2 protein-coding genes are annotated in these 13,449 nt (G+C 72.9%); both read right to left on the bottom strand.

Features of this window, described 5'->3' with window-relative positions; all coding sequences use genetic code 11:
* The gene (locus ACFWZ5_RS30185; RefSeq protein ID WP_384891580.1) at positions 1 to 9,276 is read right to left on the bottom strand and encodes a type I polyketide synthase; all 9,276 of its coding nucleotides are present in this window, start codon (positions 9,274 to 9,276) and stop codon (positions 1 to 3) included.
* The coding region (locus ACFWZ5_RS30190) for an SDR family NAD(P)-dependent oxidoreductase (RefSeq protein WP_384891583.1) at positions 9,273 to 13,449 on the bottom strand (4,177 nt) is incomplete at its 5' end. The genes ACFWZ5_RS30190 and ACFWZ5_RS30185, both read right to left, overlap by 4 nt.

Consider the following 13,449-nt stretch of genomic DNA (forward strand, 5'->3'; position numbering starts at 1 on the left):
TCACCGGGTCCCGATCTCGTTGTCGATAAGGTCGAAGATGTCGTCGGATGTGGCGGCTTCGATCTTCGCCGAGATGTCAGCGGCACCGTCGTCGGTCGAGGTCCCGTCCAGTCGTTTCACCAGTTGTTGCAGGCGCCACGTGACACGCAGGCGCGCGACCTCCTGTGCCGACAGGGCCAGCAGGGCGGCTTCGAGCCGGTCCAGCTCGGTGCCGGTGTCCCGGGCCTCATCCGGGGATGCGTCGGGCAGCCGGCCCAGCAGGAACTCGACGAGAGCCAACGGGGTCGGATGGTCGAAGACGAGCGTCGACGGCAGCTTCAGGCCGGTCTCGGCCGCCAGGGCGTTGCGGAGTTCGACGGCGGTCAGCGAGTCGAAGCCAAGGTCGCGGAAGGCCTTCGACACGTCCACCGCGGCCGCGTCGGCGAAGCCCAGCACGGCCGCGACCTGACCGCGTACGACGTCCGTCACCATGGTGCGCCGTGCGACACCGACGACGCCGGCGAGCCGGTCCCGCAGTCCGACGGCCCCGCCGGTCTGCTCACCGGTGGTGGTGCCCTGTGGTGCGACCTCGTCCCACAGGCGGCTCGCCCGAAGCGCGGTCACACTGGGCACGAAGCGGCTCCAGTCCACGTCGGCGACGGCGAAGCAGCCCGAGGCGGAGCCGAGGATGCCGACCGCGGTCTCGGGGTCCAGCGGCCGCACGCCGCCCCGTCCGAGCCGGGTGCGCACCGTCTCATCGGCCGCCATGCCACTCTCGGCCCACGGACCCCACGCCACCGACGTGCCCACCAGACCCCGCGCCCGCCGATGCTCCACCAACGCATCCAACGCCGCATTCGCCGCCGCATACGAACCCTGACCCGCACCACCCCACACACCAGCCGCAGAAGAGAACACGACGAACGCGTCCAACTCCCGCTCCCCCAGCGCATGGTGCAGGTGCCAGGCCGCACCAGCCTTGGCACCCCACACCCCAGCCAGCCGATCGACCGTCAGACCCTCGACCACCCCGTCATCCAGCACACCCGCGGCATGCACCACCGCCGACACCTCATGGCGACGCAACAACTCCTCCACATCCTGAAGGACACCGACGTCACACGCCTCCACATCCACCCGCGCGCCCAGCGCCCGCAACTCATCGCACAGCAGACCGGCACCCTCGGCCGCCATGCCCCGCCGACTCACCAGCACCACATGCCCGGCACCACGCCGCACCGCCCACCGCGCCACCCGCGCACCCAACGCACCCGTACCACCCGTGATCAGCACCGTCCCCGACGGCGACCACGCATCGGCATCACTTGGCCGGGCGTGTGCCAATCGCCGCCCGAGGACGGCCCCGCCGCGTACGGCGAGCTGGTCCTCACCGGCGACGCCACGGGCCAGTGCCTCCGCCAAGCGCGCAACCGAACCGCCCGTGGGTTCGGCCGGCACATCGACCAGCCCACCCCAACGGTCCGGCTCCTCCAACGCCACCACCCGGCCCAGACCCCACACGGCAGCACGCACCGGATGCGTCAGCTGATCACCGGACCCGGTCGACACCGCACCCGACGTCACCACCCACACCCGAGCATCCAGCCCCGCATCCCCCAAGGCCTGGACGAGCGTGACCGTACCGGCGAGGCCGAGCGCCAGGCCCGGGTGCTCCGGGTGGTCCCGCTCGTCCTGCCCGAGGAACGACACCACGGTCCCGCAGTCGGCGAACTCCACGAGCCGCCCTGCCAGCACCTTCCTGTCCAGATCCGCCGCGCCGAGCCGTAGGCGGCTCACCCGTGCGCCGCGCGAGGCCAGCTCCGCAGCCATCGCGTCCACCCACGCGCCGGCGGCCTCCTCGGGCTCCACGAGCAGCCAGCCGCCCGACACCTCTGTGCCGTTGGACGGTCCGAGCGGCGTCCAGGTGACCTCGTACCGCAGTTTGTCGGCCTCCGCACGATCGCGGCGGCGGCGTTGCCATGCCGAGAGCGCCGGCAGGGTCTCCCCCAGGGGCGCCTTCAGATCGACGCCGAACTCCTCGGCGAAGAGATCGGCGTCACTGCGCTCGACCGCGTCCCAGAACGAAGCGTCGGTGCCCGCTTCGGCGCCGGCGACGGTCTGCTGCCGCAGGCTCGGCCAGTAGCGTTCGTGCTGGAAGGCGTAGGTGGGCAGGTCGACGGTCCTGGCGCCGGTCGGGGCGTAGAAGGCCGTCCAGTCGACCGGGCCGCCGTCCGCCCACAGGCGTGCGAGGGCCGTCACAGCCGTAACCCCTTCGGCACGCTTGCGGTGCAGCACCGGCACCGCGAGGACGTCGTCCTCGCACGTCTCACCGACCGCCCCGACCAGGCTCGCGTCCGGGCCGACCTCCACGAAGCGGGTGACGCCCAGGGCGGTCAGGCGACTGATCGCGTCGGCGAAGCGGACCGTGCCCCGCACCTGGTCCGCCCAGTACGTGGCGGTGAACTCCTCGACCGGCTCGCCGGTGAGCGTGGACACGATCGGTATCGACGCACGCCCGTACGACACTCCGGCCGCGGCCTCCCCGAAGCCCGACAGCATCGGGTCCATCAACGCCGAGTGGAAGGCGTGACTGACCTCAAGCCAACGCCCCTGGCGGTCGGGCAGGGCAGCAGCTACCGCCTCGACGGCCTCGCGCTTACCGGAGACCACCACCTGGCCCGGGGCGTTCACCGCCGCCACCGACACGCCCTCCACCAGCAGCGGAGCGACCTCATCGACAGTCGCCCGTACCGCCCACATCGCGCCGCCCTCGGGCAGCTCCTGCATCAACCTGGCCCGGGCAGCCACCAGTTCACAGGCATCCGCCAGCGACAACACACCCGACACATGCGCAGCCGCCAACTCACCCACCGAGTGCCCGACCAGATAGTCGGGCGTGACACCCCACGACTCCAGGAGCCGGAACAGCGCCACCTCAACCGCGAACAGCGCAGGCTGCGCCCAGCCGGTGTTGTCCAACACCCCGTCCGGGTCGGCGGACATCACCTCCCGCAGCGGACGGTCCAACAGCTGATCGAAGTGCGCACACACCTCGTCGAGGGCGGTCGCGAACACCGGGAAGGTCTCCGCCAACTCCCGGCCCATACCGACCCGCTGACCACCCTGACCGGAGAACACAAACCCCGTCAGGCCGGTGTGGGCCGTGCCTGAGACGATCTCCGGCACCCGCTCACCAGCAGCCACCGCGCCCAACCGCCCACGCAGCCCGTCCAGGTCCGCGCCCAGCACGACCACCCGCTGCTCCAGACCCGAACGCGTGGTCGCCAACGACAGCCCCACATCCAGCGCATCCAGCCCGTTCACCCCGGACGCCAACCGCGCGGCCTGCGCCGCCACCCCCTCCCGGGAACGGGCGGAGACCACCCACGGCACTACCGGCAGACCGACCTCCGATGCCGCGTCCTCGGCCGTGCCCGTCTCTTCTAGCTCCGCCAAAGGCTCTTCCGCCGGGACCTCCTCCAAGATGACGTGGGCGTTGGTGCCGCTGACACCGAAGGACGACACACCGGCCCGCCGCAACCGCTCGCCGCGCGGCCACTCACGCGCCTCGGCCAGCAGCCGCACCGCACCGGCCGACCAGTCCACGTGCGTCGATGGCGTCTCGGCATGCAGCGTCTTCGGCAGACTCCCGTGCCGCATCGCGAGAATCATCTTCATCACGCCCGCGACACCGGCGGCGGCCTGCGTGTGCCCGATGTTCGACTTCACCGAACCCAGCCACAACGGCCGGTCATCGGGACGCTCCTGGCCGTAGGTGGCCAGCAGCGCCTGCGCCTCGATCGGATCACCCAGCGACGTACCCGTACCGTGCGCCTCCACCACGTCCACCTCGGACGCCGCGATTCCGGCGTTGGCCAGTGCGGTGCGGATGACGCGCTGCTGCGAGGGGCCGTTCGGCGCCGTCAGCCCATTGCTCGCGCCGTCCTGGTTGACCGCGCTGCCCCGCACCACTGCCAAGACCCGATGCCCGTTACGCCGCGCATCTGACAACCGTTCCAGGACGAGCACACCCACACCCTCGCCCCAGCCCGTGCCATCCGCGTCGTCGGAGAACGCCTTGCACCGGCCATCGCCAGCCAGACCACCCTGCCTGTCGAACTCCACAAACGCACCCGGCGTCGACATCACCGTCACACCACCAGCCAGGGCAAGGCCGCATTCAGACGACCGCAGGGCCTGAGCCGCAAGGTGGAGCGCGACCAGCGACGACGAACAAGCCGTATCGATCGTCACCGCCGGGCCTTCGAGTCCCAGCGCATACGACACCCGACCCGACAGCACACTGCCCGAACTGCCGATTCCGGCATAACCGTCACCCGACTCACCGGCCAACGCCAACAACGCCGGATAATCCTGCCCATTGGTCCCCGCAAACACCCCGACCTGCTGCCCACGCAACGACAGCGGAGCAACACCGGCACTTTCCAACGACTCCCAGGCAACCTCAAGGAGCAACCGCTGCTGCGGATCCATCGCCAACGCCTCACGCGGCGAAATCCCGAACAACCCGGCATCGAAGTCGGTTGCTCCCTCGACGAAGCCACCCACCCGGGCGTATCCGGCACCCGCGCCCTGGATGTGGTCCCAGCCGCGGTCGGCGGGGAAGCCGCCCACGGCGTCCACACCGTCGGCGAGCAGCTCCCACATATCTTCGGGCGAGGCGACGCCGCCGGGGAAACGGCAGCCCATGCCCACCACGACCACCGGATCGTCCACGGCCGCCGGGGACGCGGTGACCGCCGTCGCTGCCGAGGCGTCCTCGGTCGCGCCGAACAGCCGGGTCAGCAGTTCTTCAGTCAGGGCCTCGACGGAGGGGTAGTCGTACACCAGCGTCGACGGGAGCGTGAGGGCGGTCTCGGCCACGAGGCCGTTGCGGAGTTCGACGGCGGTCAGCGAGTCAAAGCCGAGCTCGCGGAAGGGCTTGGACACGTCCACTGCGGTCGCGTCGGTGAAGCCCAGTACGGCCGCGGCCTGGCCACGTACCGCCTCCATCAGGGCCGTCCGGCGAGCCGCCCCCGACAGTCCGGTCAAGCGGTTCCGCAGCCCACCACCCACCGGCTCGACACGCTCAACCGCCACAGCCGCACCCGGCGCCACCTCCTCCCACAACCGGCTACCACGCACCGCAGTGACCCCAGGAACGAACCGCCCCCAGTCCACATCAACAACCGTCACACAACCCGAAACCACACCGAGTACGTCGACGGCAACCTCGGGGTCCAGCGGCCGCACGCCGCCCCGTCCGAGCCGGGTGCGCACCGTCTCGTCGGCCGCCATACCCCCCTCAGCCCACGGACCCCACGCCACCGACGTGCCCACCAGACCCCGCGCCCGCCGATGCTCCACCAACGCATCCAACGCCGCATTCGCCGCCGCATACGAACCCTGACCCGCACCACCCCACACACCAGCCGCAGAAGAGAACACGACGAACGCGTCCAACTCCCGCTCCCCCAGCGCGCGATGCAGGTGCCAGGCCGCACCAGCCTTGGCACCCCACACCCCAGCCAGCCGATCGACCGTCAGACCCTCGACCACCCCGTCATCCAGCACACCCGCGGCATGCACCACCGCCGACACCTCATACCGGCCGAACAGCCCCTCCACATCCGCCCGCGCGCCGACGTCACACGCCTCCACATCCACCCGCGCGCCCAGCGCCCGCAACTCATCGCACAGCAAACCGGCACCCTCGGCCGCCATGCCCCTCCGACTCACCAGCACCACATGCCCGGCACCACGCCGCACCGCCCAGCGGGCAACCCGCGCGCCCAACGCACCCGTACCACCCGTGATCAGCACCGTCCCCGACGGCGACCACACCTCTTCATCCGCAGCCGACGCGGCGGCCGCCGGCACCAGTCGTCGGCCGAGAACGGCGCCCCGGCGAACGGCCACCTGGTCCTCGCCGCCGGCCCCGCCGGCCAGCACCTCGACCAGCCGGCCCAGCGAATCCTCCCCGGCCCGCACCGGCACATCCACCAGACCACCCCAACGGTCCGGCTCCTCCAACGCCACCACCCGGCCCAGACCCCACACGGCAGCACGCACCGGATGCACCACATCGTCCCCGGGCACCGCCGACACCGCACCCGACGTCACCGCCCACACCCGAGCATCCAGCCCCGCATCCCCCAGGGCCTGCACCAAAGCGACCGTGTCGGCGAGGCCGAATGCCAGGCCCGGGTGCTCCGGGTGATCCCGTTCGTCCTGTCCCAGGAAGGAAACCACCCGAGCACAGTCCGCGAACCCGGCCAACCGCCCGGCCAGCCCCGCCCGGTCCAGATCACCAGCAGCCAACCGCAACCGCTCCACCCGAGCACCACGCGAGACCAACGCCTGCGCCAACGCATCCGCCCACGGATCGGCCACCTCAGCCAACTCCACCAGCAGCCAGCCGCCCGACACATCGCTCACCTCGTCGGTGGCCACCGGGCGCCAGGCGACCTCGTACCGCAAGCTGTCTTCAGGGGTGCGTTCCGCGCGCTGCCGTCGGGGTAGCGCCCCGTCGGGGTTCTGCATCCAGTAGCGGTCCCGGGCGAAGGGGTAGGTCGGCAGGTCGGTGATCTGTGCGCCGGTGCGGGCGTAGAAGGCCTGCCAGTCGACCCGGCCGCCGTCCACCCACAGCCGGGCCAGTGCGGTCACCGCGCTGGTCGGCTCCGGCCGGTCCCGGCGCAGCAATGCCACCGCGAGTGCGCCGTCTCCGCACGTCTCGTCGATGGCGCCGACCAGGTTCGTGTCCGGGCCGAGTTCCACAAAGCGGGCCACTCCCTGCGCCCGCATCCACGTGATCGCGTCCGCGAACCGAACCGTCCCCCGCGCCTGATCCGTCCAGTACGAGGGGGTGAACTCGGTCACCGGCTCACCGGTGAGTGTGGAGACGATCGGCAGCTGCGGGCGTGCGTACGTCACTGTCGCGGCCAGCCGGGCGAACTCGTCCAGCATGGGGTCCATCAGGGGCGAGTGGAAGGCGTGGCTGGTCTCCAGTCGGCGGCCCTTGCGGTCCGTGAGTCCGGCGGCCGCCGTCTCGACGGCCTCCCGCTCGCCCGACAGCACCACTTGGGCCGGTGCGTTCACCGCCGCCACCGACACGCCATCGACCAGCAGCGGGGTGACCTCGCCGACGGTGGCCCGTACTGCCCACATGGCACCGCCCTCGGGCAGCGTCTGCATCAACCGGGCGCGGGCGGCGACCAGTTCGCAGGCATCGGCCAGCGACAGCACACCCGACACATGCGCGGCCGCGAACTCGCCGACGGAGTGGCCGACGAGGTAGTCGGGCGTGACGCCCCACGACTCCAGGAGCCGGAACAGCGCCACCTCGAGCGCGAACAGCGCGGGCTGCGCCCAGCCGGTCTGCCCCAGTGCCTGGGCGTCGGTGAACATCACCTCTCGCAGCGGGCGGTCGAGCAGCTGGTCGAAGTGCGCGCACACCTCGTCCAGCGCGGTCGCGAACGCCGGGAAGGTCTCGGCCAGCTCCCGGCCCATACCGACCCGTTGGCCGCCCTGGCCGGAGAACACGAACCCGAGCCGTGCCCGGGAGCGTCCGGTTCCGCCGCGTACCGTGCCCTGGACGGCGTGCGGGGTGGTGGCGCCGGCTGTCAGGGCCTCCAGGGCGCCGCCCGCCGCGTCCACGTCGGTCGCCAGGACCACGGCGCGGTGTTCGAAGGCGGCACGGCCGGTGGCCAGTGCGTAGCCGATGTCCGTCGGCCGGGTGTCGGGGCGCGCGGTCAGTGACGAGCGCAGCCGGGCCGCGAGCTTGGGCAGCGTCTCGGGCTGCCTGGTGGACAGCGTCCAGGGCACGAGCGGCATCGGCACCGCCGGAGCCGCCGGTTCGTCCTCGGTGGGGTCGGTTTCGCCGGGAGCCTCCTCCAGGATGACGTGGGCGTTCGTACCGCTGATGCCGAAGGACGAGACGCCGGCGCGTCTCGGGTGTTCCCCGCGCGGCCACTGGCGCGCCTGGGTGAGCAGTTCCACGGCGCCCGCCGACCAGTCCACGTGTGACGACGGCGTCTGGGCGTACAGCGTCCTGGGCAGCAGTTCGTGGCGCAGCGCGAGCACCATCTTCATCACGCCCGCGACCCCGGCCGCGGCCTGGGTGTGCCCGAGGTTCGACTTCACCGAGCCCAGCCACAACGGCCGGTCATCGGGACGGTCCTGGCCGTACGTCGCGAGCAGCGCCTGTGCCTCGATCGGGTCGCCCAGCGTGGTGCCGGTGCCGTGCGCCTCCACCGCGTCCACCTCGGACGCCGTGATTCCGGCGTTGGCCAGGGCGGTGCGGATGACGCGCTGCTGGGAGGGGCCGTTCGGCACGGTGAGGCCGTTGGAGGCGCCGTCCTGGTTGACGGCGGTGCCGCGTACCACCGCGAGGATGCGGTGGCCGGCGCGGCGGGCGTCGGAGAGCCGGCTGACGACCAGCAGGCCGACGCCCTCCGACCAGCCGGTGCCGTCGGCGTCGTCGGAGAAGGCCTTGCACCGGCCGTCGGCCGCCAGGCCTTGTTGGCGGCTGAACTCCAGGAACATGCCGGGTGTCGACATCACGGTGACCCCGCCGACGAGCGCCAGCGAGCACTCGCCCGACCGCAGGGAGGTGACGGCCATGTGCAGTGCCACCAGGGAGGAGGAGCACGCCGTGTCCACGGTGACCGCCGGGCCCTTCAGGCCCAGCGTGTAGGCGATGCGGCCGGAGGCGACGGCCATGGAGTTGCCGGTGAGCAGGTAGCCCTCGACGCCCTGCGGCAGCTCGGTGAGGTGGGAGCCGTAGCCGGTGGAGGCCGCGCCGACGAAGACGCCGGTGTCGGTGTTCTTCAGGGTGGTGGGATCGACGCCGGCGTGCTCGAAGGCCTCCCAGGACGCCTGGAGCAGCAGCCGCTGCTGCGGGTCCATCGCCAGTGCCTCACGCGGGCTCATGCCGAAGAAGGCCGGGTCGAACTGGGTCGCGTCGTGGACGAATCCGCCTTCTCGGGCGTAGCTCGTGCCGGGCCGGGTGGGGTCGGGGCTGTAGAGGTGCTCCAGGTCCCAGCCGCGGTCGACGGGGAAGGCGGACATGCCGTCGCCGCCTCGTTCGAGGAGCCGCCACAGGTCGTGCGGCGAGCGCACGTCGCCGGGCAGTCGGCAGCTCATGCCGACGATCGCGATCGGCTCGGTGTTCGCGGCCTCGATCTCCCGCAGCCGCCGGTTCGCCTGGCGCAGCTCGCCGGTGGCCTTCTTCAGGTAGTCGAGCAGCTTCTGCGGCTCGACGCTGTCGGTGCCGCGCACAGCCTGGTTCTCGGTCAAGACGCCCCACCAAGTTCGCCGTCGATCATTTTGAACAGCTCGTCGGCCGTGGCCGACTCCAGTTCGTCGGTCCCGTCGTCGTCCGCGGGTCCGCCGCCCGCGTCCGTGGCCGCGGCCCACTTCGCGGCGAGTGCCTGCAGGCGCTCTCCCACCGCGTCGTCCGGTGCGCCGTCGGCCGCCAGCCGGTCCAGCGCGCGCTCCAGCCGCTCGATGTCGTCGAGTACCGCGTGCGGGGCGGTGGCCGTCGCGGCCGTGCCGGCCGCCGCGTCCTCGCCGATGTCCTGGACCAGGTCGGTCAGCAGGTGGTCGGCGAGGGCGGCCGGTGTCGGGTAGTCGAAGACCAGCGTCGCGGACAGCCTGGTGCCGGACATGGTGCCGAGCCGGTTGCGCAACTCGATGGCGGTGAGGGAGTCGAAGCCCAGGTCGTTGAAGGTCTGCTCGGCCTCGATCTCCTCGGCGGAGCCGTGCCCGAGGACCGCGGCCGCCTGTCCGCAGACCAGGTCCACCAGGTGGTCGGCCCGGTCTGCGGCGGGCAGTTCGCGCAGCCGGTCCGCCAGGGAGGCGGTCGCCTCCGCGGCGGGCGCGGCCGGCGCCGTGCGGCGTGTCGCCGCGCCCGCGAGCAGGCGCAGCAGCGGCGGTACGGGACCGGCCGCGAAGGCGCCCGGTGAGGTGTCCAGCCGCATCGGCAGCAGTGCCGCATAGCCGGTGGACAGCGCGAAGTCGAGCAGTGCGAGTCCCTGTTCCGCGGTCAGGGGCCGCAGCCCGGCCTGTTCCATCCGCGCGAAGTCGGTCTCCGTCAGGTGGCCGGTCATCCCGCGGTCGGCCACCCACGGGCCCCAGGCCAGCGACACGGCGGGCACGCCGCGGTGCCTGGCCCAGCGGGCGAACTCGTCCAGGAAGGCGTTGGCCGCGGCGTAGTTGGCCTGCCCCGCACCGCCGAAGGTGCCGGCCGCGCCGGAGAACAGGACGAATGCCGCGAGGTCCGCGTGCTGCGTCAGCTCGTAGAGGTTCACCGCGGCGTCGGCCTTGGGCCGCAGCGTGGTGTCCAGGCGCTGCGGGGTGAGGGACGGGATGACCCCGTCGTCGACCACGCCGGCGACATGGACGACGGCCGTGAGCGGGTGCTCGGCGGGGATGGTGGCCAGGGTGCGTTCGAGCGCCGCCCGGTCCGCCGTGTCGCACGCCTCGACGCGTGCCGTGGCGCCCAGCTCCGCCAGCTCGGCGACCAGGTCGGCGGCGCCGTCGGCCGCCGGTCCGCGCCGGCTGGTGAGCAGCAGGTGGCGTGCGCCGTACCGCTCGACGAGGTGCCGGGCGACGTACCGGCCGAGGCCGCCGGTGCCACCGGTGACCAGCACGGTGCCGTCCGGGTCGGGCCGGGACGGCACGGTGAGCACCACCTTGCCGATGTGCCGGGCCTGGCTCATGTACCGGAACGCCTCCGGTGCCTGTCGCACGTCCCAGCTCGTCACCGGCAGTGGGCGCAGCGCGCCGGTCTCGATGAGCCGGAGCACCTCGGCGAGCATGTCGCCGATGCGCCCGGGTCCGGCCTCGATCAGGTCGAAGGCCCGGTAGCTGACGTCCGGGTGCTGGTGCGCGACCTGCTCGGGTTCCCGGATGTCGGTCTTGCCCATTTCCACGAACCGGCCGCCGGCGGCGAGCAGCCGCAGCGAGGCGTCGATGTGGTCCCGGGCCAGCGAGTTCAGCACGACGTCCATCCGGCCGGCCTTGGCGGCCGCACGGAAGCGTTCCTCGAAGGCCAGGTCACGGGAGGAGGCGATGTGGTCGTCGTCGAGGCCGAGGGCGCGCAGGCCGTCCTGCTTGGCCTGGCTCGCGGTGCCGAACACCTCGGCGCCGAGGTGCCGGGCGAGCTGCACGGCGGCCATGCCGACGCCGCCGGCGGCCGCGTGCACGAGCACCGCCTCGCCGGGCCGCACCTGTGCCAGGTCGACGAGGGCGTAGTACGCGGTGAGGAAGACCACCGGGACGGAGGCGGCCTGCCGGAAGGTCCAGTCGTCCGGCATCCGGGCGATCATCCGCTGGTCGGCGATGGTGACCGGGCCGAACGCCTTGCCGAACATGCCGAGGACGCGGTCGCCGGGCGCGAACCCGGTCACGTCCGGGCCGACTTCGGTGATGACGCCGGCGCCTTCGACGCCCATCGGGCCGGGGTCGCCGGGGTACATGTCCAGCGCGTTCAGCACGTCGCGGAAGTTCAGGCCTGCGGCGCGCACCGCGACCCGCACCTGGCCGGTGCCCAGCGGCTCCAGCGGCTCGGGGTCCGCGGCCAGGGTGAGGTTGGCGAGGCTGCCGCGTGCGGTGCTGTCCAGCCGCCAGGCCTCGGTGCCGGCGGGCGGCAGCAGGGTGCCGCCCGCGCCGGGCCGGGTCAGGCGTGCCGCGCTCACCTGGCCGTCCCGCACGACGAGTTGCGGCTCGTCGGAGGCGAGGATGCCGGGCAGTGCCCGGGCGGACTCCTCCGCCTCGTCAAGGTCGACGAGTACGAAGCGGCCGGGTTCCTCCGACTGCGCGGAGCGCACCAAGCCCCACACCGCGGCGGCGGCCGGGTCGCTCGGGCCCGCCGGGTCGCCGGCCGCGACGGCGCCGCGGGTGACGAGCACCAGCCGCGACGAGGCGAACCTGTGGTCCGCGAGCCACCGCTGCATGAGTTCCAGCACCTGGTGGGTCAGTGCCCGGGTGTCGGCCGCGATCCGGTCGGCGCCGGCCGCCGGGGTGTCCGCGGGTACCTCCCAGGCCCCCGCCTCGCCGGGCGAGGCCGCGAGGGTGCGCGCGGAGCCGCCCCGGCAGGGCAGCAGCACCACGTCCGGGACCGGCCCGTCGCCGAGCCCGTCCAGGTCGGCGACCGCGCGCGCTGCCAGCGTGTCCGTGATCCCCAGGCCGTCGGGGCCGAGCACGGCCCACTGCCGGGTACCGGACGCGCTCTCCTCGGACAGCGGCGTCGGGACGAAGTCGAGGCGGAACAGGTCCTGCGGGTAGCTGGTGCGCGGCGCGTGCAGGTGTGTCGCCGACACCTGGCGCATCGCCAGGGAGTCGACCACGGCGACGGGCCCGCCGGAGCCGTCGGCGATCGACAGGGCCAGCGCGTCGGGCCCGGCCTGCGACAGCCGTACCCGCAGGCTCGCGGCGCCCGGGGCGAACAGCGACACTCCGGACCAGGAGAACGGCAGCCGCTGCTGTCCGCTGCCGTCCAGCGCGACGAAGGTCAGCGCCTGGAGCGCCGCGTCGAGCAGCGGCGGGTGCAGCCGGTAGCCGGCGGCCTCGGCCGCGTGGGCCTGGTCCAAGGCGATCTCGGCGTACACGTCGGCCCCGGCCCGCCAGGCCCGGCGCAGGCCCTGGAAGGAGGGACCGTAGGCGAAGCCGCTCTGCCGGTACATCTCGTAGAAGTCGGTGACGTCGATGGTCTCGGCCCCGGGCGGCGGCCAGGAGACCAGGTCGTACGACGGCGCCGGACGACCGTGGCCCAGGGTTCCGGTGGCGTGCAGCGTCCACGGCACGTCCGCCGGGGCGCCGTCGGGCCGGGCGTGCATCCGCAGCGGGTGCAGCCCGGACTCGTCCGGCCCCTCGACCACGAGCTGCACCTGCACCGCGCCATCAGCGGGCAGCACCAGCGGGGCCGCCAGCGTCAGCTCCTCGACCCGGTCGCAGCCGACCGACTCGGCGGCCCACATCGCCAGTTCCAGGAAGGCGGTGCCCGGGAACAGGAGGGTGCCCATCACCTCGTGGTCGGCCAGCCACGGCAGGTCGCGCACGCCGATCCGGCCGGTGAACAGCTGTCCCCCGTCCCCGGCGAGCGCCACCGCCGCGCCGAGCAGCGGGTGACCGGCGTCGGCGAGTCCGGCCGCGGCCACGTCGCCCGCCCTGCGCGTCATCGGCCGGGGCCAGTACGGCTTCCGCTGGAAGGCGTAGGTGGGCAGGCCGGTGGGGCGGGCGCCGGTGCCGGCGTAGAACGCCGTCCAGTCCACGTCGACGCCGGCCGCCCACAGGTGTGCGAGGGCCGTGACGGCGCTGGCGGCTTCGGGCCGCTTGCGGTGCAGCACGGGTACGGCGAGCGCGGTGTCGCACGTCTCCTCGACGGCGGCCGTGAGGGTGGCGTCGGGGCCGACCTCCACGAAGCGGGTGACGCCCAGGGCGGTCAGGCGGCTGATCGCGTCGGCGAAG

This window comes from Streptomyces sp. NPDC059003 (genome assembly GCF_042740445.1).
In the GTDB taxonomy this organism is placed as follows: domain Bacteria; phylum Actinomycetota; class Actinomycetes; order Streptomycetales; family Streptomycetaceae; genus Streptomyces.